Genomic DNA, 23,395 nt, shown 5'->3' on the forward strand with positions numbered 1-23,395 from the left:
TGATCACGCGGGGGTTGGCTCCGTACACCAGCTCAGGCGTCCCAGCCGCTCACCGGGCCGGGCCGGCCGCCGTCGCCGTGTCCTGGGCACTGCCTGGTACCGCTCCGAGATCGGCTGGCCATGAACGACCTTGGGTTTCGGTGAACCCAAGGGTGCATAACCTCCCAGACCACCCCAACGGTCCAACGTCGACGGCATCAGTCGTACGGGCACGGGGCTGAGGAACCGGCGGACAGCTGCTGGCGCTGAGAAGGATCATGAATCCCCGGTGCTGAAGGGCTGGCCGGACAGAAACCATGGCTCTGTCCGGCCTCCAGGGTCACATCATCACAGGTCACTGCCCTGAGGAGCGGCCGAACGCGGGCGTCCCCGGGTGACGGGTGTGGCCAGGGACGCCCCACGCCGGGCGCAGGCCGGCAGCGGGAAAGTCAGCCAGAAGCGGCAGCGCCTGGTCGATGCTCGGGGGAGTCGATCGGGGCCGTTGAGAGGTCGGTGTGGCGGGCGGCGGGTGCACCGCCGCCGGGCAGGTCGTGCTGGGCGAAGATGTCGATGAGCAACCGAACGGGCAGGTTGGCCTCGGTCGGATAGCGGAAGCTGCGCTCGAGGTTGAGGGTGTAGTGGTTGCGGCGGCCGACTTTGCCGCGGGTCAGGTAGCCCTCCTGGTGCAGATCGGACACGATGCCCTGCACGGCGCGTTCGGTGATGCCGATGCGGGTGGCGATGTCACGCAGGCGGGCGTGCGGATCGCGGGCGACCTCCAACAGCACCCGGGCGTGGTGGGTCAGGAACGTCCAGGTGGAGGCGGGCTCGTCAGAGCTGCTCAGGGCCATGTCGCATCTTTCGGGCCGGCGGTTCAGCGGGGTGGTAACGAAGGCGAAACGTGTCTACCATACAATTTTACCGGAAGCTCCTTTCCGGTAACTGTCTTCTCGAAAAAGGCTGCGGGTGAGATGATTCCAATCAACCGCTCTCCCTCCCACAGTGGAGGCCCACGTGCCTGCTCTCCAGCCCCGGTGCAGCTGCATCTGCCTGCCCTTCCGGAGCCCCGCCGGCCACGTCCCGCTCCTGCCCGCAGCGCCATGACCATCCCCGGCGTCCCCGAATCCGACGACACCGTGCCCCACGAGACCATCGACGCGCTCATCTATGTCGATCGCCAACTGCGCCTGACCTGTCACCCCATGCCTGGCGCGACCTTCGTCCGGCTGATCGGCGAGATCGACGCCACCAACCGCACCGCGCTGGAGGAAACGCTGACCCGCGCCGGGCACGGCGGCGATCGTCTCCTGATCGATGCCGGGCACCTGCGGTTCATCGACATCGGCGGGATGTTCCTGCTCGCGAAGCTGTGTGACACGGGCGCGGCCCGTATGGTCAACGTGCCGCCGTCCGTGCGTCGTCTGGCGAATCTGCTGGGACTGCCGCTGGGCGTCGATGCCCTGGACAGCGTCGTAGAGCACGACGAGCACCAATGCAACGATCAGTGGCGGTAGCGCGTGCGGGAAACCGCACACTCGGTTGCCCCTGCCCGCGGCGAGGACAGCGGCGCGCAGCTCAGCTGCGTTTGAAGGGTAGGCAACAGTTCTTGAGTTGAGGGTGCTGAATCCTCCTCACCCTGCACGCTCCCTGCCTGCGAACTGCGTCTTCTCCCGTTTGCCGGATCGATCACCACACATCGAACTCCGCCAAGATCGACTTCTTGAGGAAGCGGAGGCCGGACCGGATCCCCTCCGCATCGCTCTCATGTTCAACCTGAGCGCAGAGACCGGCCTGCGATACGCCCGAGGTCCAGGCCGCCGGGGTGGGTGAGCGCAGGGCGTTGCGAACCCTTCAGGGTGATGAGGAACCCCGAGGGTAAAGTCCCAGGTCAGGCGGGGCCGTACAGAGACAGGGTGAGCTGTTTCTGCAGCGGTCCGGCGGTGGTGCAGAGGTGCAGGTCAGGGCGTTGATCGTCTTTGGTACGGCCTCGGGCATGAAGCTTCATCCATGATGACGGGCTTGTCGGTTGGGCGTCGAGTGTTCCGACCCTCGCCTCGCCGACCGAATCGAGCTCCCACCAACGTTCAGTACCGCCTGGCCACGGCCCGCACGTCCGGGCAGGACATCGCGTCCCGGACTACGCCAGCACGGCACCCGGTCCGGTCCGACGACGCGGTAATGACCACCACCCGAGCCGGACCGGGTCGCCGTTACGGTAGCCAGGTCTCGTGTAGGTGCAACCAGGTGGTGTCCTGGAAGACCACCGTGGACTGCCGGGTCCGATCCGGCTGGACCTCCTGGTAGGTGGCCACGACGAGGGAGCCGTTGGAGGCGACGATCCGTACGTGGCGGATCTCGATGGTCACTCCCGGCACGCTGCCATAGAGCGCTTCGACCTCGGCGAGGACCTGGTCGCGGGAGAGCGTCGGGCCGTCGGGGGTGCTGAGCGTGAAGCCGGGGCCGTGGGCGTCGGCGAAGGTGGCGAACTCCTCCCGCGCGATGGCGCCGGTCAGCCAGCGTTCGATGACCTCGTGGTGGCGGACGATCTCCGCCTCGACGCCGTTCACCGGGTCGCCTTGGGCTGGGCGGCGATCCAGGTGCGTAGCGGCGTCAGCCGTAGGCCCAGCAGGTCGGCCACCGCGGGGTCGGCCGCGAACAGGTCATGGTCGGTGGCGACATAGCGGTAGGTGGCCGCCACCACGGCGGCCGTCGGCGCGCCCAGTACCATCGCCAGGCCCGACTCGAATTCGGCCGGATCCTGCGCGGCGTATCGGGCTCCGAAGGCGGCCGCCAGTTCGTCGCCGGTCACCACGTCGGGCCCACCGAGCTTCAGCACGGCGCCCTCCAGATCATCACGGACGAGTACGGCATGCGTGGCGGCGCCCAGGTCGTCGTGCGAAAGCCAGGGCACCGGCAGGTCGGCGGGCAGCGGGTAGCGCAGCACGCCCTCGGCCGCTAGCGGACCTGTCACCCACGGCGCGGCCAGGTTGTCAAGGTAGAGCGGCGGGCACAGCACCACGACCGGCAGACCGGCCGACTGCAACGTCCGCACCGCCCACCGCCGCGTCTCGAAAGCCGCCACCTGCGTGGTGGCCTCGGGTAGCCGGTTGGCGGTGTTGAACACCAGCCGCCGCACCCCGGCCGCCAGCGCGGCATCGCGCACATGGTGGACATAAGTGGCGACTGTGTCCGGCTCGTAGACCATGGGCAGCGTCACCGAGGCATGCGTCACCCCGACGAAGGCCGCCTTCACCGCCTCGGCGTCGCCGAGGTCGCCGACGACCGGCTCCACTCCGTGCGGCACGCGGCCGCTCCTGGTCAGGCCGCGCACCGTGTGCCCCTCGGCGACGAGCCGCCGCGCGACCGCGCCACCCTGGGCGCCTGCTGCGCCGATCACAAGAAAGGTCATGCCGGAAAGTCTCGACCGAATCCGCGATACGCTCGATTAAGCGAAATATCGGGTTATTTAAGGATCGTCCGGTGGATGGTGACCTGCTGAGCTCTCTGCTGGCCCCGCTGCGGCTGGAGGGAGTTTTCCACAGCCGCTGGCAGGCCGGGTCGCCCTGGGGCATCGCGGGCGAGAGCGAGGACTGCGCGCTGCTGCACTATGTGCACGAGGGCACCTGTGCCGTCGAACTGCCCGGTGCCGAGCCTGTCCTGCTGCGCGCCGGGGACCTGGCCGTCCTCCCGCACGGCAGTGCCCACCGGCTGGGCGACCGGCCGGGGCGCCCCGCCGTACCGCTCTCCACGCTGCTCCCTGAACGGCCGCCGGGCGGCGTGAACACCGTCGAGCTCGGCGGGGCCGGCGAGCGGACCGTCCTACTCTGCGGCGGGCTCCACTACGACCGGGCCGCCATCTCGCCGATCTACCGGGCGTTGCCGCCTGTCCTGGTGCTCGACCAGGCCACGTTGGAAGGCCACGGGCTGCTCGGCGGCACCCTCGGGCGGTTGGCGGGCGAATGGGACCTGGCTGAACCCGGCGCGACGCTGGTCGCCCTGCGCGCCTTCGAGCTGGTCTTCGTGCTGGCGCTGCGGGCCGCGGTGGGTGAGCTGGCCGAGGGCTCGCCGGTCCTGCGGGCGTTGCGTCACCCGGCGATCGGGACGGCGCTGCACGCCGTACAGACGAGGTTCGCCGAACCCTGGACGGTGGAGTCACTGGCGGCCCAGGCCGGGATGTCGCGCTCGGCGTTCGCGGCGACCTTCCGCGAGCTGGTCGGCGAGGCGCCGATCCGGCACCTGACCGCCCGCCGCATGCAGGAGGCCGCCCGCCTGCTGAGCGAGACCACGCTTGCCCAGAGCCGGATCAGCGAGCGCGTTGGCTACCACTCGACGGTCGGCTTCCACCTGGCCTTTCGCCAGTGGTACGGGACCACCCCCGGCGACTACCGCCGCCGCTGGACCCAGAACACCGCACCCGCCCTTCAAGAAGACTGAGTACGGAAATCAGCGGCTTCTTCCCCTGCCAGCGATCCACAACGGCCCGGAACTCCCACGGCCCCGGCCGCCACTCGGCCGTCAGGGGGTACGGCGACGCGGCGTTGGAACCTCGTGACCTTGGGGATGGCTTCGGCCCCTTCAGGGTGATGAGAAACCCCCTGGCCAAGGCTCCGGACCGCGCGTCCGTGCGGCATGTTGCGAACCCTTCAGGGTGATGAGGGACTCCGGTCGGTTGCGTCCTTCCCATCGGATGAACGTCCATGACCCGATCGACGGGTACGGCCGAGATGTTGGGAAGAGGTGGAGTGAACTCACGCCTGCCCCCTGTTCAGAAGCCGCCAAGACCCTCCGGTTCCTCGCCCCACACCTTCAGAATTTGTGAACTCTCGGTCTAACCGGACGCGGGGTATCAACGTGCTCGAAGGCGAGAACGATCCAGCCTGCGGTGTGCTTGCCCGGCCTGCTGTGAGACGTCGCAGGCCATTCGAAACTTAGAGTGCCTAGCGTTGCTGAGACGTAGAGAGCCCCTGTCGTCTCAGCCCTCCTTCTAGCGGTCGTTGCAACACCCCAGTTCAAGGGGTGCGCGATGGACTTCGAGATCCGATAGACCGTGGTGCGGCCGATCCCCGACCGCTTGTGGATCTGATGCGGATTCATCCCGGCAGCGTGGGCGGCGCGGACGATCCCGTCTCGGCTGTCGGCGTAGTGCTTGATCGCGGCCAGCTCCGTTTCGATCTCTTCCCGGCTCAGTTCGCCCGGGTCTGGAACTCGGCCCATGTGGTCTCCTCGATGATGCGGGTCGGGACGGCGAGGGATTCACCGTCGAAGCCCTCGCCGACTCGGGTTCCCTCGAAGATGACGACTTTGTCGTCATCTCCGGGGATGCCGTGCTCGGTCATGTATGCGATGAGCTCTTCGGCGGAATCGCAGCAGGAGTAGCCCTCCAGGGCGTCCTGCCAGCCGGTGCCGTCACAAACGCGGCAGTCGTCCCGGTCGCCCTCGTAGCAGGATGTGCACTCGGTCTGGGTGCCGTCCTCACTCCACACCGAACCCCATAGGGCCGAGTAGGCGCCAGCGGCGGAGAACTCGTAAATCCCGCGTCCGACGAGGCCACCGGCCGCGCCCCACGGGCGCGGGGGGCGACCCATGGTCCGGTGACAGTGAGCAGGGTCGCGGCGTCCGCCTCACGCAGGCGGTGTCGTGGAAGACTGAGCGCGGATGCAACCGGTGCCCTTCGGCTGCTGTGGTTGGCGTTCCCGTAATCGAGAAGGAAGGCTTCGAGGTTGCCGGTAGACAGCACAGCCCGCTCTGTGGTTCGCGATCTGGTCGCGGCAGTCAAGCCGAACGACCCGAAGGAGGCGGCCGACCAGCGGTGGATGCTCGACTGGATCAACTCAGGGGCACCGCTGTGGCGCCTGCAGAAGCCCGCAACTCCGCCGCAACACCTGGCGGTGTATGCCATCCTGATCGATGACTCCACCCACTCGATCCTGATCGTTTCTCATCTGCTCGCGCAGGCTTGGTTATTCCCAGGCGGGCATGTAGACGTTCTTGAGGATCCACGGCAGACGGTAGTCCGTGAATTGGCGGAAGAGCTGCAGATCACGCCTGCGTTCCATCCGGAATTCGGTGACACGCCGTTCTTTCTCACCGTCACCCAGACCCGCGGTCACAACAGCCACACCGACGTCACCCTGTGGTTTGCTTTTCAAGCTGACCGGGATGAGCCCGTCATCCCCGACCTTCGCGAGTTCGGCGAAGTGCGGTGGGTACCGCTCGACGATCGCACCTGCTGGCCGGGCGGCGCCTTCGACCTGGGCCTCGAACGCTTCCTGAGCAAGGTCAGGGCCCGTCTCGGCTCCGGCAGGTTCACCGGCGGATGACGGGGCCGTCGCGCGCCTCTTGGGTGACTCGCGCGGTGAGCCAGGCGGCTGCGCCGTTCTTCGGTAGAACAAGGCTGTCGCATCCGTTTTTGTCTCCGGGCGTTAATGAGACGTGATCCGCTCCGGCATGACAGGACCAGTCAGCCGGTAGACGTTCATTCGCAGATGAACTCGGCTGGCACGTGGACGGCGATATCCCCTTGGCATTTTCGGTGAAATGTCGAAATACTGTCCACCCATTGGCGTGATCCTATAAAGGACGATGATGTATCCCCCCACCCTTCCCCTGGCGAGGCCGGTCCGGTCCATTCGCCCGCTGGCGATCGCGGTCGTGGTCATGCTGGGCATCGGCATGCTGATCGACCTGGCCGCCCTCGTGATCACCTTTGAACGCGTCGCGCTGATCTCCGCCCTCATCGACCTGCCGGACTCGGTCGATCTGGGAGCGGTGGAGACCAACGACTCCTGGTACGCACTGTCCGGGATAGCGCAGAGCTGCTGTTACGTCCTGACCGGCATCGTGTTCGTGACCTGGCTGCGTCGGGCCCGCTCCAACGCCGAGGCCATCGCCCCGATCCCGCACCGCAGGGACGCCAATTGGGTTGTCTTCGGCTGGATCGTCCCGATCGTGAACCTGTGGTTTCCCAAACAGATCATCGACGATATCTGGGTGACCTCGAAACCCGCCGATCCTTCCCTGGACCTGCTGCATCCCACCGCGTTGCAGAGTGCCCGCCGCTCGGGGCTGGTGTGGGCGTGGTGGCTGTCATGGCTGATCGCCATGTGGGCCTCGCGCCTCTTTTACCGGGTTACGGCGCGGGGCGACGACCTGGAGTCCTACCTGCGGGCGGCCAACGCCGAGATCTATTTCGCCGTCCCCACCCTGATCTGCGCCGTCCTGGCCGCCGCAGTGGTTGTGAAGATCACCGAATTCCAGGAGCTGCGGCGCCTTCCCGCCGCGCCCGAGCCCGTGAGCGGCCCGTAACACCGCCGTGCCGCTACAGCACCAGAGAGGAAGCACCGCGGAATCGGTGACGCACCGCGAAGTTCGGACCGCGGTGCGCCGAGAAGGGGCAGGCAGCCGCGGCCCTGCCCCGCCCCGGCGGCGATCCACACCGGCGCACCACCAGGCCTCTCCCCCGCGCTTCGGACACTGCCTCACCGACGGCTCTCCTGCCGATCAGGGCCCGCCCGGTGACCGACGCCTCGGGCGCGGGCAACGGCCTGCCGCCCACCCGGCCAAGAACGCCACCATGAACATCCAGATGATCGACCATCGAGCCGGCCGCCGCAGACGCCTCAGCGGCGACGAATGATCGTCTTTCTGGATCGGCCCGGGAACACGACCACCAGATGCTCTTCCACCGGGCGCTCCGAGACGTCCGCCGCGGCCTTGTCCTGATTGCGGACGTAGATACGAATCCGGTAGCGGCCCGGGCCGGCGACGGCCAGGTTCGGCAGCTGATCACCCGGCTCCCACGACGCCAGGGCGAGTTCGCCACTCGGACTGCCCACGCCGGCCTCCACGACCCGCTCCCACCCTTTAGCCATGATCGGCGGCGCCGCGGCCAGCGCTTTGACGGTCAGGCAGACGAAGGTGTTCTCCACCCGGGTGATGACGGTCGCACTGTTGCCGACGACGCCGACGACACCGTTGGCGAAGGCGGCATCCAACGCATCCATCGCCTCCTCCCCGCCCTGGTGGAGGCTGTCGTAGATGAAGTAGCCGCCGCCCTCTCCGACGAACAGGGCGGTGGTGGCCTGCCGGCGGGCGCGCAGCCGCACCAGCGGGTCGCGGCAGTAGGAGGTCTGCTTGACCTGGTAGTCCTTTTCCCGCTGCCGGCCCTCGGCGTCCGACCACACCAGCTCCGGCCAGGAACGGCCGACGGCATCGGGACACAGGAAGACCAGGGCCCGCATCAGCGCATAACTCCAGCCGTAATCGGCGCCCGCCCGATCCAGCAGCTTCCTGGCCGCAGGATCATCCGCAGGCAGGTGAGCGACGCCGCACAACGCCTTGCCGTAGGCCAGAAGCTGACGGTCGGGCAGCTGCGTCAAATGCGCGGCATACCCATCGGCATCACGGGCCAGGCACAAGAAAGCGCGCCGACGATCCCGCGGCGGGGTGTCGCCATAGGACCGATGGATGATCGTCCAGCCGCTACAGGCGTCATCGCCGACGTCCCCACCCCCGGTGAACCGAACGTCCCGTCCCTGATCGGCACCGGCCGAGCCGAGCACCACCACGATCGCCACGGCGGCCACCATCATCCGGCGCACCGTGCGGGCGCGCCGCGAGCGCCGCCGGCCAGACCGGACCGCGAGCACGATCAGCAGCGCCACGCCCAGCTGATAGAGACTGAAGACGGCATTGCCCGACAGCACAGGCCCCCACATCTGCCAGCAGCCCGCACCTCCGACGACCACGTCGAAGGCGACGAACGCCGGCTCCATCAGCACCTGAAAGACGACATAGCCAACGGCGAACCAGCCCGCCACCCGGCCGACGCGCCCTCCCCGCACCAGCAGCCACACCACGAACGCGGCAGGCACCACGACGCCGTTCCACCCCAGAACGGAGGAGGCGATCGGGTTGAACCAGATATCGCCTTGCGCATCGAACGCCGGACACCGCGCGAGTCCGCCGACAAAGCTCAGCTCAATCGACATCACCTCGCCGGGCAACCACCAAGCCATCGTCAGCGGCAGAAGCGACAAAACGGTCGCGACCACCCATAACCAGAATCGACGCGTCCACCACACCGTGATCAGCTCCTGCATATTCACCCGAAAAGCAACGAGAGGCACCATATCGGGATAACCAACAAAGAAGATCATGTGCGGGAAAACATCGGCGGAAACGAAGAGAACAAAGGTGGCCGTCGGCTCGCGAATGCGGCGAAGTCCCGCCGAGCGAACCCCTCAACGGCCGGATTCGTTTCGAGGCATTCACATCCCGACTACTCGCCGCCTATTTCACCGCGATCATGCCTGCGGGCGGAGCGTCGCTGGAGGCTCGCCGACCCAGACCGCGATCGCCGTGGGCCCCCGCCCGAGGGTGCTTGACGAAGGTGGGCACCCGCAGCAGGCGGCGGCCCTTCTCACCCGCCTGCCCCTGAATGATCCGCACCATTGAGTGACCGGGACTCCCGGAGCGCGGCCATGAGCTGAAGGCCGGCCACTGGCGTGAGAGCGGAGTCTGAAAACAGCTTCACCTCGAAGTGTCACCAAAGGGCGGTCGCCTTCTTCAGGCAGCACAGCCGCCTGGCGGTGGCGTAGATGATGTCGCTGCAGAGGAGCAGTGCGCTCGTGGCGTTCCGTCCCGGCGCCTTTTCTCGGTCTATCGCGAAACCCCTGCACTCCGGAAACCCGCGATCAAGACGACCCAGGCGCCGGGACGGAACGTCCTCTCCAACCGCGCGCCTGGTCTCGTCATCTCCGACGAGCCCTCCTCCACCCTGCGAGGTTGCCGATGTCTTCCGGAGTTCTCCTGCTAATCCTGGTCGCGATGACCGTCGGGCTGTTCATTCGGGTCTTCATCCGCTCTCTCAAGGACAACGCCCGACACGCCTTCACCGCTGCTGATCAGGCTGCAGCCCGCGCTGCGATCACCAAACCTGAAACCAGACAGCACATTCGTCTGGAGCCCCTCACCCCTCGCTCCCTCGGAACTTGCTGGTACCTATGCCAAGCCGACGAGCATGAGCCAACGGGTTTCGTCGAGCACTACGGCTGGGCCCGAAACAGCGTCGCCGCCACATACGCCGCCCGCCAGGCAGGACAAAAGTGATCAAGCCCTCTGGAATGAGTCAGGGCCGCTCCTCCTCGTGATCGCGCCGGTTGTTGAGGTGATTTCCCCAGGCCGACCCGACGCGCAAACCATGCTCATTGCCGTGAAGGTGAGTCACTGATGACGCAGCACTATGTGCAGGCCGGGGATGTGGTCGACGTACTCGGCCAATCGACGGAGGCAGGGCTGAGCATCGGCTTCGCCGGGCGCCACCTCGTTGTTGAGGTCCGCGCCTACAACGACGGCCGGCTCTACCCGACGACCCACCGCAAGCACAGCCCGGATTCCCCCCTGACCGGCTGCTCGATGACCGAGGTCGCGCTCTACTCGGACGGCGACCGCTGGTTCTACATCGAAGACGACCGCATCAACGAGCGACCCGAATGGAAAGGATGACCACGCCAACGAACGCTGAACGGATCGCTGAGATCCTCGGCGCGTTGGCGGAGGCCGGTCTGGACCTCACCTAGCAAGGCAAGGGTGAAGATCTGCTGATCATGGCGATCTCGCCCGCCTGCGCAGACCCCTTTCCTCGCTTTCCCTCTCGAACACGCTCTGTTCAATGTCTCCCCGACGGGGCGGGGTCGCGCTGCACGTGGCCCGAGTCGTCGACCAGGTAGTCCGGCCGCTGCGCGGTCTGCTCGCCGACGCTGCAGCGACGTAGTGATGAGCCGCTATCTCCCACGCATTGCATAATCCCGGGCCGCGCCACCGCGCGGTCTCGGGCCTTCCTGCGCTTCTCCCTCGAAAGGCCCCTTGATGCCGAAGAAGCCCACCGACGAGCACGACCCCGCCACCGTCCTTCAGAAGATCGAAGACGGCTACGCCGCCGTCCTGAACCGCGCCCTGACCACGGCTCGTGACCGCGTGGACAAGGAGTCGCGGCCCGCCGGTAAGGCCGCCCGTGAGGCCCTCGACCGGCTCACCTCCGACAACACCTGAGCCGCCCCTGATCTTGCGCGGGGGGACGGGATATGACCGATAGCCGCCCGTTCGGCTCCAGGTGCGCCCCTCCCCCGCAAACCTCCTCGGCGGGCCGCACACCCCCCGTATACGGCCCGCCCAGTCATCCGGCGTCGTCGAGCGCCGAATCCTCGAGAGAAAGGAACCTGCGATGAAACGCAGCATGCGCCGTAACCTGCTCCGCGCTGCCCGGCGCGACAGGGGCTGGGGCCGCTACAACGCGACCGCCAGGACCGCCGTGCCTGCGCGTGCTGCCCCGCCTCCGCGCCGCCGTCCCCGAACCCGTGCCTGGGCTGCCCGCAAGGCGCGGCCCCGGAGCCGCGCCTGCCGCCGTCAACGCGGAGATGAGATCGCCCCGGCGTATGTCAGAGCTGCCTTCTACACTCCCGGCATGGATCTGAGGCAACTCACCGAAGCGGTCGAAGCGGTGTCGAGCACCTATGCCCGCAAGCATGGGATCATCCGCGATGATGCGTGGTTCCTGCTGAAGCTTCAGGAGGAAGTCGGTGAGCTGACCCAGATGTTCCTCATGCGCTCCGGGCAGGCCAGAGATAAGGGGCACTCTGCCGATGAGCTGGAGCTGGGCTTTCGATCCGAACTCGCCGATGTCTTGTCTCAGATCCTGCTCATGGCACGGCATCACGGAGTCGATCTGGAGGCGGAGGTCGAGCGAAAATGGATGCCGTGGCATCCTGACCGGCTTTCCGCACAGGGCGGGAGCCGAGCCGACGGCCGTACCTGAGTGCGAGCGCGGCGCCGCCCCTGTAGAGGAGGAGCATCCCGGGTGTGAGAGCTGCTGAGCTTCTCTGGTCTGTTTGCGAAAGCGCTGATCACGCCCCCGCGAGTGGCTGCTAAGCGGCATTCCAGAAATTCCGCTTGTAACCAGCCGAGAGCCAGGTCTTGCGTCCCGTCATGCCTGACGCAGTCCCAGGTACCTGATGGATGCGGTGGTTGTCCCGCCGCATCCATCACATGATCGCTACAGTGATGACCTTCTGTCGGCTTGTTCAGCCTTGGGGTGGTTGTCGGCGGTTGCCCCCGTGGCGATCATCGAGAAGACGGCCAGGTCATGAGCCTCGCACCCGTCCTGCTCGGCCATCCGCAGTGTGCCCTCCCGCTGGTATCCGGCCTTTTCGGCCACCCGCAGGGAAGCGACGTTGTCGACGCGGGAGTGCAGCTGAACCCGCCGCATCCCGCCGTCGGTAAGCGCCCACCGTCCAACCGCGCGCGCCGCCTCGGTCGCATAGCCTCGACCTCGTTGACCGGTGTGCATTCCGTAACCGATCTCGGTGCGACCAGCCTCCCAGTCGGTGTCCCGCAACCCGATGCTGCCGACGATCTTGCCGGTGCTCTGCTCCACGCCGGCGGGACGTGGATTTCCCGTGTGGGATCCACCAGGTCAGGCCCGCGCCCCACCCGGCGAGAAGCCGCCAGGTGCGACGACAGCTTCCGATACGCCCACGGCTTGTTCGGGATCAGCCCTTCCGAGCAAACGCGGTAATGAAGCTGGCGGAGGGTGACGACGGTCTCGTACTCCGCGGCGATGTGCCGGGCCCGCTCGACCACCTCCGCCCACACGATCGCCATGGGGTACAGGTACCCACTCTGGCCGCCTGCCCCGGCCTGGCCGCGTCCCCGGTGGGCCGGAGCGTAGCCGCCGCTTGCCGCCCCTGCGCGGGTCATAGGCTCAGGCCGGACCGTGCCGCAACTGACCATCACCCCAGGTCAGCCATATCCGCCTGGCCGCCGCTGTATTCCCACGGCAGTCCCACATAGGGACCGAAGCACGTGCTGTAGTCGGGATAGCAGACGAAGTGTTCGAGGCCTTCCTTGGCGTTTTCGGTGGTCATCCAGACATTGACCTTGGTGGCCCCGCCGGCGACGTCCGCGTTGAGGGGAAGGGGCGCGGGCCCGGATTCGTCGCACCAGGTGCTGGAACTCTGCCAGTCCAGCCGCCGCCCGGAGTTGGCTATCCGGGCATCCGCGTACACCCGCCGGCACCCGACCGCCTTGAATGCTCCGGTGACGCCGACCGCTCGGTTGTACCAGGTGACCGTGCCTGTGTAGTAGCTCGCCCCGACCTGGATCGAAAAGGTGCTGGTGGGGTAGGCGGCGGCGGTGGCGGGCGCCGCCGCGAAGACCATCCCGGTAACTGACGCCACCGCGGCCACGACTGCGCCGACCTTCCTAGTGCAGCTCTTCGCCTTCGTTGTGTCCTTTAGCCTCACCATGACAACCACTCCCAGGTTCTTCGAGTAACGGGTGCGCAAGCCACGTATCACCGTCGTGCGGAGGCGACCGCCTCAGATCGGGCAGTGAACGTTGCCGCCGTTGTTCGGCGACACCACTCAACCCCGCGTGGACCTTGTGCCGCAAAGCATTCGAGCCAGTTCAAATCCACCGCGACGGCTGCTAGCGTCGGGGTGGTGCTCGTGCTGCGTGTAGACGCCGACACGGTGTCCAGGACGCGGTTGTCGCCCTCTCCGGCGTCGGAGTCCATGGCGTGGCTGAAGCTCACCGCCGCGTCGAGACGGCACCCGGTGTTCGGAGATCCCGGACCACTCGCCCGCGCGTCTCTTGCCCACCCGGACGTCGCCCTGCTCGCCGACCTATTGCCGCAGAACGGCGACACCTACACGCCCGACCTGCTCACCCCGCAGCCAGGGACGGACGCGCAGCGTCGTGGCCTGCTCGACGAGCAGATCGCGCAGATCGAGGCCACAGCGCAGGACGACCTCGAAACCCAGGTCTTCACCCACACCCGGACCCACTGGAGCAGGCCACTACGGGCCACGACCCGCCGGATCGCGGAGTCGGGGCGGATGCAGCGACGTCTCGCCAACGGGCTCGCCCGGTTCTGGCGGGATACCCTCTCCGACGGCTGGCCCGAACTGCGCTTCATCCTGGATCAGGACATAGCCCATCGCGCGACGGCCATCGCCGCCCATGGCGTCGGCCGAGCGCTCGGAGCACTCCACCCCGACATCGATTGGGCTGGCGACGCGGTTACCCTCGCCAAGTGGTGGGATGGCGAAATCGATGTCACCGGCCGGGACCTGGTCCTCGCCCCCAGCGTGCTCAACTGGCCCCACGTCATCATCCAGGTCGATGTCCCCGGGCAGTTCGTCCTCTACTACCCCGCCCAGCGAGTCGGAGCCAGCCGGGACCGCAGCTCCAGAGGGATCGCGCAAGTGGTCGGCAACGCCCGAGCAGCCTTGCTGGCGGACCTCGAAACCGCCCGGTCGACCGCAGAACTCGCCACCCGGATCGGATACAGCCCGGGCACCGTCTCCTACCACCTCAACGCACTGCACCGCGCACGCCTCGTCACCAAGGTCAGAGAGGGGCGCTACGTGTTGTACCAGCGGACCGCACAGGCAGCACGTCTGCTGGATGAACTCCGCGACTAGCTGGCCGACCACAGATCGATGGCGAACAGCCCGATGTCTGGACCTGCGAACCGACTGACCGCAGCCTCGTTCGCTCGGGAACCCGAACACCTTTACGCGAGCTCGAAGCGGGGTCTGGGGAACATCGGAACCGGATCGTGCGCGTGTACGCTCCGTGATGATCTACCGCAAATAACTGCCGAGTGTCTGCGGCTTCCGGCCTCGCGCTCCCCCGTGGAGCATGGACGGGAACCTTCGGGGATGGCTGACTTCGCATGGTTGTCTGCGATAACGATCTCGGTTTGCCGTGCGAGCGATCACGCAGAGTACAGCCGCACGATTCGGTTCTGATGTTCCTCGGCCCCTTCACGGCGTCCGCCAGGAGTTGGGGTGTCGTTAAGGGTCGTGGTACCAGGGTCAACACGATCGCGTAACCCTGGTACCACGGCCCTTAACGACACCCCGTTACGCCGAGCGGTCCGCGGCGCGGGTGGGCGATGTGCTGGCGGCCTGCCGGCGCCGGCTGCCGGTGAGGCGGGCTCGCCATGCCAACGCCGAGGCCTACTCAAATCCTCCGCCGGGCTGCCCGCTGCGGCGGCCGGGCGTCTGCTGGCGTGCACGTGGGCCACCGCGCAGGCGTGCGCGGTGGATCCGGTCGCTGACATGGGGATCGGCCAGGGGCGGGTGCGCTTTCCCGAACCCCACCTGCTCGGCGCCGCCGACGGCGTAAATCGCCTCCACGGCGTCGACGCCGTCGAGGCGATGGTGCGGGCCCGCTGCGAGGCCGGATTGAACGCCCGTGGGCTGAGCGGTGACCGGGCGGCGCTGCAGCGGCTGGAGGAGGAGTTGGCGGTGATCGCGCGGCTGGGGTATGCCCCCTACGTCCTGACCGTCGCTGAGATCACCGACATGATCCGCGGCATGGGGGTGCGGGTGGCCGCCCGCGGTTCGGCCGCGGGCGGCCTGGTCACCTACGTCCTGGGCGTCTCCAAAGTAGATCCGCTGCGGCACGGCCCGCTGATGGAGCGGTTTTTGTCGACGCGGCGGCGCTCGCTGGGGTCCCGGTAGTAACGGCGCAGGAAACAACGGATATGCAGGTCAGCGGTCCGTTTTCCAGACCGTGCTCGAAGCCCTTTGCGGGGGCTTCGCCCTGTATATCCGTCGAAAATTTCCCCAGTACTATCGGGACCCCACGTGCCGTCGACGACGAGCCTGTGGGAGCTGCACCAGATGATCCAGGTGGCGATGAGGTGGGACAACGAGCACCTGCACGTGTTCGTCAAGGGCTGGGAGGAGTACGGCGGCAACGCCAAAAGCGAGTACGACGTGACACTGGCCAGCCTGCTGCCGAAGGCCGGTGGCTGGCTGGCCTACCGCTACGACTTCGGCGACGTGCGCCACGAGGCGCTGATTGACCGAGTGGGGGTGAGAGACCTCTGCCGTTGGGTCGTCGCAGCGACCCGATTGAAGATGAGGGCAACCTGAGCCGGGGAACGCCGGGGAGGGTGGAAGCAGCCCTGACAACGCCGGAGCGGATCAGCACTGCCAGATGGTCCGGGTCCGGCAATCAAGGCCATGAGGTACAGCGAAAGCGAATCGGTGGTTGACGCTCCGTAAGAGTCGTGCCGACTCCAACCTGGCGGATGTGGGTCGGTGTGCAGTACTCGGTCGTCGATGTCTTCATGACGACCGTCTTCCTCGTCCGATGTCGCCCTGGGCGAGGGAGGCCACGGTGAAGGTCTGCGGCGTAACCGTGGCGAGGCTGCCGGAGTAGAGCCGAGTGCCTACTTGGCCGATCGGTCAGCAGTGAACGTGGGAACCGCCATGCGGCTCCCCTCTTATGCGGACAGCCAGCCGCATTGGAGGGAAGGCTCGTTGTCCGGCTGATGGACGCATGGCGGGGCGGAGGCCCCGTAGTACTCCGAGCGCGCGAGAGGCGTGTACATGGGGAAGGGGGCCAGCAGTGTCGGCAGCAAGAAGATGGAAGACCTGGAGGACGTTGGTGAATACCGGCGCATCGGAGTGGGAGCTCGGTGACTCGTTCATCGGGTCCCTGCGCCGAGTACGGGAGATCCAGTTCAAGCTGCACCGTTGGGCGAACGACGATCGTCATCGTCGGTTCGGTGATCTGTACAACCTCGTTTGTGATCCCGCGTTTCTTCAAGTGGCGTGGGATCGTGTGCGGGGCAATAGGGGCGCTCGAAGCGCTGGGGTGGACGGCAACTCGGCCTTTGCGGTCGAACAGGCTGGGATCGAGGAGTTCCTTGATCGGGTGCGGTCCTCGTTGAAGGACCGCAGCTTTCGCCCGCTTCCCGTGCGGGAACGGTTGATCCCTAAGGCGGATGGCAGGAAGCGCCGCCTGGGGATCGCGACCATCGCCGATCGGGTGGTGCAGGCGTCCCTGAAGCTGATTCTGGAGCCGATTTTCGAGGCGGACTTCTATCCGTGCTCGTACGGTTTCCGTCCGAACCGGCGGGCCCATGACGCTGTGGCCGAGGTACGCCTTCTCGCATCCAATAAGTACGAGTGGATCGTGGAAGGCGACATCAAGGCCTGTTTCGACGAGATCTCGCATCTGGCCCTGATGGATCGGGTGCGCGATCGAATTGCGGATAAGCGCGTCTTGGAGCTGGTAAAGGCGTTTCTGAAGGCGGGCGTCCTCACAGAGGACGGTCGGCTGGAGGACACCTTGGCCGGAACCCCGCAAGGGTCGATCCTCTCTCCATTGCTGAGCAACGTGGCTCTGACGGTCCTGGACGAGTACGTCGACCAGGTACCGGGAGGCGCGTCCAGCAAGAAGTGGGAGCGGCAGAAACGCCGCTCGCGAGGGCTTCGAAGCGTCCGCCTCGTCCGTTACGCGGACGACTGGTGCCTGATGGTTAACGGCACCAGGCAGGACGCCGAAGCCATGAAGGAGGAGATCGCCAACGTCCTCTCCGTGAAGATGGGGCTTCGCTTGTCTCCGGAGAAGACGCTGATCACCCACATTGACGAGGGCCTGGACTTCCTGGGGTGGCGCATCCAGCGGCACCGTCAGCAAGGCGGGCATAAGCAGTACGTCTACACCTATCCGGCGAAGAAGGCGTTGTTGGCCATCTGCCGGAAGGTCAAGGCGATCTGCCGCAGCACGGACCAGGACAAGCCGCTTGCGATCCTGCTGCACCGGCTCAACCCGGTGCTGCGGGGGTGGTGCGAGTATTTCCGCCCTGGTGTGTCCAGCAAGACCTTCGGATACCTGGGTCACATTACGTGGGGCCAGGTGATCAAGTGGTTACGCCGGAAACACCGCCATAGGGGCTGGAAGTGGTTGAACCGCCGATATTGCAACGGGATGTGGCGAGGGTGGCCCCAGGATGGGCAGACGACGCTTCTCTATCCCGGGTCGATCAAGACCACTCGATACCGGTATCGGGGAGCGGACATCCCTACTCCGTGGGACCACCCGCCAATGACGATCAGGCGTAGCCTCAACGAGGCCTGTGGAGAGCCCGTTGCTCAGTAATGGGCACGGCGGGTTCGGGAGGCGGCTCAGGGAGACGGGCTGGTCGCAAGGTCAGAACCGCGCCCTGAGCCGACCTTACTGCTGGGACCACGACATCCAGGTGGAGAAGATCCACCAGGGCGCGCCCAAGCCGATCTACCCGCGCTGCACGGCAGGCGGCCGGGCCTGGCCGCCCGAGGACTGCGGCGGTCCGGCCAGGTTCGTCGAGCACCTGCGGGCACTCAGGCACCGCAAGGGCTGGAAGTACCAGCGTGCCCGGCACCTGTTCGGCACCGGCCGGTGGGACGGCGCCGCCTGGGACAAGGACGCGGTCAACGCCGAACTGGCCGAGCTCGCCGTGCACCTGGCCGAACAAGCCGTGGCCCGCCGGGCCAAGCAGGAGGGCTGCAGCTGTAGCGGCCCGTCAGAATCCGCTCAATCGCACCGTCGGGACTGGAGAGGCCGGCTAAGGTTGTCCTCTCGGTGGGGGCCTGCGCCTTCCGGTTGGTCGTGTCAACGCTCACCGCCGGTATCTCCCCGTCACACCTTCTCCACGGCCGCGGTGCTCGGCGAACTCCAGACCCTCGGCCCACGAGGCACCGCGCATGATGAGCCCGCGGTACTTCATGATCTGAGCCTGACCGTTCATCGTCAGAGTCCCGGCCAGGCGGCCGCCTTCTCGATAGAGAGCGACGAAGCGGTCCCCGCCGGGGTCTCCGTCGACCACGCGGATCTCATCGGTGGCCGGGACCCCGACGAACTGGATGCGCGAGCCATACCAGTCCGACCAGAAATACGGCACTGTGGAGTACGGCTTGGCGTTGCCGGGGTCAAGTGCGTTGCGCGCCGCGACGGCCCCCTGCTCGGCCGCGCTGGTCCAGTGCTCCAGCCGCATGTGCCGATCGAACGCCGGATTGCGCCAGCGGGCGACGTCCCCGGCGGCGTACACCCCTGGAGCTCCGGTGCACAGGGTCTCGTCGCAGACGACACCCTTGTCCAGGGACAGCCCCGACCCGGCGAGCCAGTCGACGGCGGGCACTGCGCCGATCCCGGCCACCACCAGGTCGGCCGGCAGCACGGTCCCGTCGGTGAGCCGGACCCGCTCGACCCTCCTCTCGCCCTCGATGGCCGCCACACCGGCCCCGCACCGCAGATCCGTGCCGTTGCGTATGTGCAGGACGGCGCAGGCCGTTCCCATGGTCTCGCCGACCGCGCGCACCAGCGGGGTGGGCAGCGCCTCGACGATCGTCACCTCCAGGCCGCGCTCGCGGGCAGCGGAGGCGACCTCGGAGCCGATGAATCCGGCGCCGACGACGACCGTGCGGGCACCGGCGTCCAGCGCCCGCCGTACGGCGATCGCGTCGTCGCGGGTGCGCAGGGTGTGGACCCCGTCCAGCCCCTCGGTGCCCGGCAGGGTTCGGGCCGTGGCACCGGTCGCGATGACCAGGGCGTCGTAGCCGTACTCACGATCCCCGGCCCAGACGGCCCGGGCAGCGGTGTCCAGTGTGGTCGCCGCCGTGCCGAGCGCCAGTTCGGTACCCAGTCCGTCGCGGAGCACGTCTTCGGAACGGAAGGGAGGCAGCTCGGCCCCGCTCAGGAACTCCTTGGACAGCGGCGGCCGGTCGTAGGGCAGGTGGGGTTCGGCGCCGATGAGGGTGATGGAGCCGTCGAAGCCGCTCCTGCGGGCCGCCTCGACCGCCCGCAGGCCCGCCAGGGAGGCTCCGACGACCACCAGCCGCCGCTCGGTCATGACTCGAGCCGCAGCGCTTCGGTCGGGCAGCCCTCGATCGCCGCCCGCAGCCTGTCGAGGTCCTCCTCCGGCATGTCCTCCCGCAGCAGGACCAGCTCGCCGTCGCCGTCGACCTCGAAGTACTTCGGAGCGAGCGACTCGCAGATGCCCAGGCCGGCGCACCTGGCACGGTCAATGGCGATCTTCATTGTTCCTCCTTGGACGGATGCGCCGGCTCTAGCGACCGGACGTGACAGGGTGGCGCTCAGCGATCTCGTCGACGACGAGCTTGGCGGCCTCGGCGCAGGCCATGGTGCCGCCGTTGGCGTACTCCTTGACCGCGTCACCGACGTTCCACAGGTTCGCGATCGGGGTCTGAGGGGCCAGGTCGAAGCCGGCGACGGCGCTGGGGCGGGCGGTCGTTCCGGGATCGACCCGGGATCGGCCCGGGATCGGCCTCCGGGATCAGGTCGCGAGCGCGGTGCGGCGCCCGCGGCGGGTCACCTCGCGCTCCAGGTACCACTCCATGACCAGCAGCGGGATCGTCCAGCCGAGCCAGCCGGCCAACCCGGAGGTCGTCCACGCCACCAGGTTGGGGTCGCCGTGGAAGACGGTGTCCTGCAGCGGGGGCAGGACGATGATCAGGATCACGGTCCACACCCGGTTGGTGATGATGGAGTAGGTCAGCACGGTGCTGCGCAGCATCCAGCGCCGGTGGTCGGCGTACCGGCGGGCGCGGGCGGCGCGCCAGCCCGCCGCGGTGAAGGCGAGCCACAGAAGGGCGAGGAGCACGTCGCTGACCGCGAGGAACAGCCCGAACGGGCTGCGCGCCCCGATGACCAGGCCGGTCAGCCCGGCCGGCAGCACCCCGGCGAACACGTAGACCCGCCCGGCGCGCCGGTGCCACACCGGGTGCCGCCGGCGGAACCACGGCCACACCTGGAAGAACGCGGTGACCATGGCGACCGTGGCGACCAGCACGTGCGCCACGAGCAGCGGGTAGTGCAGGCCGAACCCCTCTGGCTGCGGCACCCGGGACAGCGACGGGTCCCCGGCCAGGTACGGAGGCAGCGAGAACGCGAGGAACCCGGCCGTGAGCAGGCCGAGCGGCACCGTCCAGCGGCGCCGCCACCACGGACGCCGGTGGGCCGGTACCGGCGGAGGACTGTCGATCGTCGTGTGCATGACGGCTCCAAGGGGGGACGGTCAAGTAGATGCGTATGTCATACGCTTATTGCGTACTATATACGCAACGCGTAGGCCATACGCAAACTGGTAAGCTCCTGGAATGCCGGACGACATCGAAAACGAGCTGCCACACGCACTGAACGTGCTGTGGGGGCGGGCCAAATCGAAGGGGCGGGGACGCACGCCCGCGCTCAGCCTGGAGCGGATCGTGGCGGCGGCCGTCGCCCTCGCCGATGAGGAGGGCCTGGCCGCGCTCTCCATGGCCCGGCTCGCCGAACGGCTCGGCTGCGCGCCCATGTCGCTGTACCGGCACGTGGCCGGCAAGGACGACCTGCAGCTGTTCATGCTGGCCGCCGCGCCCGGCCCGCCGCCGGAGTTCGGCACGGCGCCGGCCGACTGGCGCGGCTCACTCACTCGGTGGGCTGTCGAGCTGTTCGGCGTCTACCTGCGGCATCCGTGGATCGTCCAGCTGGTGAACTCCCCGCCGGTGGACCCCGGCCAGCTCGCCTGGCTGGACGCCGCGCTGCGCGCCCTCGGCGGCACGCCGCTGGACCGGCGGGCCCGGTTCTCGGTGGTCATGCTGGTGGTGCACTACGTGCGCGGCGCGGCCCAGCTCCTGACGTTCATGACCGCCGAACCAGAGGAAAGGGCCGACGGGGCGTACGTCGCCCTGCTCACCGAGCTCGCCGACCCCGACCGGTTCCCGGAGTTGGCCCGCGCCGTCGAGGCCGGGGTGTTCGCCCCCCACCCGGGGGCCGGTCCGGACGACGACTTCCGCGCCGGCCTGGACCACCTGCTCGACGGGGTGGGGGTAGCGATCGAACGCGCCGCCCGGGCCTGAGCCGGGTCAGCCGGCGGCCGGCTCGGACAGCGAGACCAAGCTGTGCGAGCGGCGCAGCAGGCCGGCGTCGGCCAGAGCGGCGGCGTCTCGGCGCACGGTGACCGCGGGGAGGCCGAGCCGTTCCGCGAGGTCGGTCACCCGGGCCGTGCCGAGGTCGCGCACCACCTGCAGGATCCGGGGGCTGAGAAACATCGGAACCGAATCCGGGGTTGGGTAGCAGCGGTACAGCGGTTAACACTGGGATTGATCTTGCTTGGCTGAGCAGCGCTGAGCTCGGGGTCGAGAAACCCGGGAACAGCCGTTGGCACCGATAATGATCTTGCACGAAGTGTGACCGTCCAGCCTCGGCCTGCGACGCTCTACCTGGAGGTTTCTGGGCCGTGGATGATGCGGTGGATGGTGGAGCGTCCGACGCTGTACTCGGTGGCCAGGTCGGCCAGGGACACCTCGCCCTCGGTGTAGCGCCGGCGGATGGAGCGCCGGGCGGGTTCGGGCAGTTTGGGTTGCTTGCCCTTGAGCTTGCCGTTCTTCTTCGCCAGGGCCACGCCCTCGCGGGTGCGCATGTGCCCGAGGTCGGCCTCGAACTCGGCGACCATGGCCAGGTTCTGCTCGGCTGTGCAGGTCGCTTCGAGCTGGCCGGGTAGCGCGGTGAGTTGGTGACCCATGGCCTGCTCGACCAAATCAGGTAGACGCATGTGTTCGGCGCGGAAGATCGCGTGAAGTCGTTCGACGTCCTGGTCGACGTGGCGAACTCGCCCGGCCCGTTTGAGCGCGGCCCGCAGTTGCCCGCGGGTGAGGACGGCGGCGCGGGCGGGAGTGGGTGCCGGCGCGAGGATAACGCGGGCTTCGGCCTTGGTGACGCCGCCGTTGCGCAGGTGCGCAAACGCCTCCAGGCCGGCGGCGAAGTAGTCGTGCAGCAGCGACCGGATCCGCTGGCCGAGCTGGATGCGGTCCCAGACAGCGTCCTGCTGGGCGCGGGCCAGCACGGTGATCGCCCGGGCAAGGTCGGAGTCGGCGGGCAGTGGCCGGTGCGCGGCCATGTCGGTGCGCAGGATATTGGCCAGGGTCAGCGCGTCCTGCTCGTCTGACTTCTTGCGCGCGACCCCATGCCGGTCTCGATAGCGCGAGACCGCATAGGGGTTGATGGCGAACACCTGCCGTCCGGTGGCGCGCAGGCAGGCCACCAGCAGGCCATGCGGCTTTTCGATCGCGACCGGGATCGGGTCATCCGGATGGTCGCCGACGCCGGCCAGCAGCTCCAGCAGCGCACGCAGGCCTGCGGCGTCGTTGCTGATGCGGGCTTTGGCGACCCGGACGCCGGTGTCGTCGACGATGGCGATGTCGTGGTGGTGTGCGGCCCAGTCGATCCCGCAAAACAGCTTCGCCGATGTTCCTCCAAGGGCAGGCAGCCGGTCATCGGTGCAGCTCAGAACCGCAGCGGAGACGCGCGGCCCGCTAATCGAAGGACTCGCCGGTCCGACATCCGATCAGCCGTTCGCGACCCCAGCGATCCACGGGGCCTCCTTCTGCCGCAAGAGCTCACCGGCTCGGCCGCGTTTGGGAGGTCGATCCCGTAGGCGGGCTCGAACCACGAACACCACGCTCGTCGAAAAGCCGGGGTCGTGGCGGGAGAATGCCGGGAGGGCCAGTCCGGGGTTAGGTTTTGACGACCCTCCCAAAGTCAGGCTCGTCAGCCCGGCATCCACCGGCCACGA

26 protein-coding genes and 2 pseudogenes are annotated in these 23,395 nt (G+C 67.7%); 14 read left to right on the forward strand and 14 right to left on the reverse strand.

The features are described 5' to 3' along the window. Positions 1-428 precede the first annotated feature (428 nt). Complete coding sequence (locus ACQPYK_RS29285) at positions 429-830, reverse strand: helix-turn-helix transcriptional regulator (RefSeq protein WP_433237625.1); 402 nt, start codon at positions 828-830, stop codon at positions 429-431. Between the two features lie 249 nt (positions 831-1,079). On the opposite strand from ACQPYK_RS29285, the gene ACQPYK_RS29290 reads away from it, so the two are divergent. Beyond that, positions 1,080-1,493, forward strand: coding sequence for an STAS domain-containing protein (locus tag ACQPYK_RS29290; RefSeq protein ID WP_433237628.1), 414 nt, complete (start codon positions 1,080-1,082; stop codon positions 1,491-1,493). Between the two features lie 696 nt (positions 1,494-2,189). Here ACQPYK_RS29290 and ACQPYK_RS29295 read toward each other — a convergent pair. Together ACQPYK_RS29295 and ACQPYK_RS29300 are read right to left on the reverse strand one after the other, a co-directional pair. After that, entirely contained in the window at positions 2,190-2,546 is a 357-nt protein-coding gene (locus ACQPYK_RS29295) for a DUF4440 domain-containing protein (protein WP_433237631.1), read from the reverse strand. Further along, positions 2,543-3,388: an SDR family oxidoreductase gene (locus ACQPYK_RS29300; protein ID WP_433237634.1), complete on the reverse strand. Its 846-nt coding sequence runs from the start codon at positions 3,386-3,388 to the stop codon at positions 2,543-2,545. Before ACQPYK_RS29300 ends, ACQPYK_RS29295 begins: the two co-directional genes overlap by 4 nt. A 71-nt stretch (positions 3,389-3,459) precedes the next feature. Between ACQPYK_RS29300 and ACQPYK_RS29305 the strand changes: the two genes are divergently transcribed. Beyond that, positions 3,460-4,413: an AraC family transcriptional regulator gene (locus ACQPYK_RS29305; protein WP_433237637.1), complete on the forward strand. Its 954-nt coding sequence runs from the start codon at positions 3,460-3,462 to the stop codon at positions 4,411-4,413. Positions 4,414-4,785: 372 nt separating this feature from the next. On the opposite strand, the gene ACQPYK_RS29310 is transcribed toward ACQPYK_RS29305, so the two are convergent. Then, positions 4,786-5,193 (reverse strand): hypothetical protein, encoded by a 408-nt coding sequence (locus ACQPYK_RS29310; protein ID WP_433237640.1) that lies wholly within the window; start codon positions 5,191-5,193, stop codon positions 4,786-4,788. Beyond that, entirely contained in the window at positions 5,163-5,564 is a 402-nt protein-coding gene (locus ACQPYK_RS29315; RefSeq protein ID WP_433237643.1) for a hypothetical protein, read from the reverse strand. Before ACQPYK_RS29315 ends, ACQPYK_RS29310 begins: the two co-directional genes overlap by 31 nt. Positions 5,565-5,726: 162 nt before the next feature. Between ACQPYK_RS29315 and ACQPYK_RS29320 the strand changes: the two genes are divergently transcribed. Next, positions 5,727-6,299 carry an NUDIX domain-containing protein gene (locus ACQPYK_RS29320; RefSeq protein ID WP_433237645.1) on the forward strand — a complete coding sequence of 191 codons (573 nt, stop codon included), beginning with the start codon at positions 5,727-5,729 and terminating at the stop codon, positions 6,297-6,299. A 262-nt stretch (positions 6,300-6,561) separates the two neighbouring features. Beyond that, a complete protein-coding gene (locus ACQPYK_RS29325) occupies positions 6,562-7,284 on the forward strand; it encodes a DUF4328 domain-containing protein (protein ID WP_433237648.1) in 723 nt (240 codons plus the stop codon). A gap of 314 nt (positions 7,285-7,598) precedes the next feature. Here the strand turns inward: ACQPYK_RS29325 and ACQPYK_RS29330 are convergent, their stop codons facing one another. Together ACQPYK_RS29330 and ACQPYK_RS29335 are read right to left on the reverse strand one after the other, a co-directional pair. Beyond that, the gene (locus tag ACQPYK_RS29330; RefSeq protein ID WP_433237652.1) at positions 7,599-9,137 is read right to left on the reverse strand and encodes a hypothetical protein; all 1,539 of its coding nucleotides are present in this window, start codon (positions 9,135-9,137) and stop codon (positions 7,599-7,601) included. Positions 9,138-9,270: 133 nt separating this feature from the next. Beyond that, entirely contained in the window at positions 9,271-9,432 is a 162-nt protein-coding gene (locus ACQPYK_RS29335; protein ID WP_433237654.1) for a hypothetical protein, read from the reverse strand. Between the two features lie 375 nt (positions 9,433-9,807). Here ACQPYK_RS29335 and ACQPYK_RS29340 point away from each other — a divergent pair, with 375 nt between their 5' ends. The 4 genes from ACQPYK_RS29340 (at position 9,808) to ACQPYK_RS29355 (ending at position 11,794) form a co-directional block, all read left to right on the forward strand. Next, positions 9,808-10,089: a hypothetical protein gene (locus tag ACQPYK_RS29340; RefSeq protein WP_433237657.1), complete on the forward strand. Its 282-nt coding sequence runs from the start codon at positions 9,808-9,810 to the stop codon at positions 10,087-10,089. A gap of 120 nt (positions 10,090-10,209) precedes the next feature. Beyond that, a complete protein-coding gene (locus tag ACQPYK_RS29345; protein ID WP_433237660.1) occupies positions 10,210-10,485 on the forward strand; it encodes a hypothetical protein in 276 nt (91 codons plus the stop codon). Positions 10,486-10,848: 363 nt separating this feature from the next. Next, entirely contained in the window at positions 10,849-11,031 is a 183-nt protein-coding gene (locus tag ACQPYK_RS29350) for a hypothetical protein (protein ID WP_433237663.1), read from the forward strand. 412 nt (positions 11,032-11,443) lie between these two features. Further along, a complete protein-coding gene (locus ACQPYK_RS29355) occupies positions 11,444-11,794 on the forward strand; it encodes a pyrophosphatase (protein ID WP_433237666.1) in 351 nt (116 codons plus the stop codon). Between the two features lie 237 nt (positions 11,795-12,031). Here the strand turns inward: ACQPYK_RS29355 and ACQPYK_RS29360 are convergent, their stop codons facing one another. Next, positions 12,032-12,412, reverse strand: coding sequence for a GNAT family N-acetyltransferase (locus ACQPYK_RS29360; RefSeq protein WP_433237669.1), 381 nt, complete (start codon positions 12,410-12,412; stop codon positions 12,032-12,034). A 355-nt stretch (positions 12,413-12,767) separates the two neighbouring features. Further along, positions 12,768-13,322 carry a hypothetical protein gene (locus ACQPYK_RS29365; RefSeq protein ID WP_433237672.1) on the reverse strand — a complete coding sequence of 185 codons (555 nt, stop codon included), beginning with the start codon at positions 13,320-13,322 and terminating at the stop codon, positions 12,768-12,770. A 162-nt stretch (positions 13,323-13,484) separates the two neighbouring features. Here ACQPYK_RS29365 and ACQPYK_RS29370 point away from each other — a divergent pair, with 162 nt between their 5' ends. From ACQPYK_RS29370 to ACQPYK_RS29390, 5 genes and pseudogenes are all read left to right on the forward strand, one after another. Continuing rightward, positions 13,485-14,462 (forward strand): DUF5937 family protein, encoded by a 978-nt coding sequence (locus ACQPYK_RS29370; RefSeq protein ID WP_433237675.1) that lies wholly within the window; start codon positions 13,485-13,487, stop codon positions 14,460-14,462. Between the two features lie 624 nt (positions 14,463-15,086). After that, entirely contained in the window at positions 15,087-15,509 is a 423-nt protein-coding gene (locus tag ACQPYK_RS29375) for a hypothetical protein (RefSeq protein ID WP_433237678.1), read from the forward strand. Positions 15,510-15,635: 126 nt separating this feature from the next. Continuing rightward, positions 15,636-15,926 carry an IS1096 element passenger TnpR family protein gene (locus ACQPYK_RS29380; RefSeq protein ID WP_433237681.1) on the forward strand — a complete coding sequence of 97 codons (291 nt, stop codon included), beginning with the start codon at positions 15,636-15,638 and terminating at the stop codon, positions 15,924-15,926. A gap of 517 nt (positions 15,927-16,443) precedes the next feature. Beyond that, the gene (gene ltrA, locus ACQPYK_RS29385; protein WP_433237684.1) at positions 16,444-17,943 is read left to right on the forward strand and encodes a group II intron reverse transcriptase/maturase; all 1,500 of its coding nucleotides are present in this window, start codon (positions 16,444-16,446) and stop codon (positions 17,941-17,943) included. After that, positions 17,921-18,238 (forward strand): annotated as a pseudogene (locus ACQPYK_RS29390) (IS1096 element passenger TnpR family protein); the annotation flags it as partial. The gene ltrA and the pseudogene ACQPYK_RS29390, both read left to right, overlap by 23 nt. 204 nt (positions 18,239-18,442) lie before the next feature. On the opposite strand, the gene ACQPYK_RS29395 reads toward ACQPYK_RS29390, so the two are convergent. From ACQPYK_RS29395 to ACQPYK_RS29405, 3 genes are all read right to left on the reverse strand, one after another. Beyond that, positions 18,443-19,672, reverse strand: coding sequence for an NAD(P)/FAD-dependent oxidoreductase (locus ACQPYK_RS29395; protein ID WP_433237687.1), 1,230 nt, complete (start codon positions 19,670-19,672; stop codon positions 18,443-18,445). After that, entirely contained in the window at positions 19,669-19,860 is a 192-nt protein-coding gene (locus tag ACQPYK_RS29400) for a ferredoxin (RefSeq protein WP_433237690.1), read from the reverse strand. Before ACQPYK_RS29400 ends, ACQPYK_RS29395 begins: the two co-directional genes overlap by 4 nt. Positions 19,861-20,116: 256 nt before the next feature. Continuing rightward, on the reverse strand, positions 20,117-20,836 hold the full coding sequence (locus ACQPYK_RS29405) for a DUF2306 domain-containing protein (protein ID WP_433237693.1): 720 nt from the start codon (positions 20,834-20,836) through the stop codon (positions 20,117-20,119). Between the two features lie 103 nt (positions 20,837-20,939). Here ACQPYK_RS29405 and ACQPYK_RS29410 point away from each other — a divergent pair, with 103 nt between their 5' ends. After that, positions 20,940-21,680, forward strand: a complete 741-nt coding sequence (locus ACQPYK_RS29410; RefSeq protein ID WP_433237696.1) for a TetR/AcrR family transcriptional regulator — start codon at positions 20,940-20,942, stop codon at positions 21,678-21,680. Positions 21,681-21,686: 6 nt separating this feature from the next. Here the strand turns inward: ACQPYK_RS29410 and ACQPYK_RS29415 are convergent, their stop codons facing one another. Next, on the reverse strand, positions 21,687-21,872 hold the full coding sequence (locus tag ACQPYK_RS29415) for a DeoR family transcriptional regulator (RefSeq protein WP_433237699.1): 186 nt from the start codon (positions 21,870-21,872) through the stop codon (positions 21,687-21,689). A gap of 392 nt (positions 21,873-22,264) precedes the next feature. Beyond that, positions 22,265-23,089, reverse strand: a pseudogene (locus tag ACQPYK_RS29420) (IS110 family transposase); the annotation flags it as partial. Positions 23,090-23,395: the final 306 nt, after the last annotated feature.

The sequence above is a fragment of the Streptosporangium sp. CA-135522 genome (assembly GCF_050949235.1).
Lineage (GTDB): Bacteria > Actinomycetota > Actinomycetes > Streptosporangiales > Streptosporangiaceae > Streptosporangium.